The sequence below is a fragment of the Pseudomonas sp. SDO524_S393 genome, assembly GCF_054071875.1.
The window spans coordinates 1-272 of the sequence record NZ_JBSVVZ010000176.1 but is presented as its reverse complement, the minus strand read 5'-3'; the positions used below and the strand labels follow the sequence as shown (position 1 = coordinate 272).

1 protein-coding gene is annotated in these 272 nt (G+C 60.3%); it reads right to left on the bottom strand.

Going from position 1 to position 272, the window contains the following annotated elements; all coding sequences use genetic code 11:
- Positions 1 to 272: AMP-binding protein (locus ACW9IB_RS29545; protein WP_457416869.1), on the bottom strand; the 272-nt coding region annotated here is incomplete at both ends.

The window sequence follows — 272 nt, the reverse complement described above, 5'->3', positions numbered from 1 at the left end:
AGCATCGACGGCACGAAATGCAGCGTGGTGATCTGTTCGGCATTGATCAAACTGACCAGCTTGGCCGGATCGCGATGATCGCCCGGCGCAGCCACCACCAAACGCGAGCCAGTCATCAGCGGCCAGAAGAACTCCCATACCGACACGTCAAAGCTGAACGGAGTCTTTTGCAACACGCTGTCGCTGATGTCCAGTTCATAGGCCTCCTGCATCCAGTGCAGGCGGTTCAGCAACGCCGAGTGGCGGTTGCCCGCGCCTTTCGGCTGGCCGGT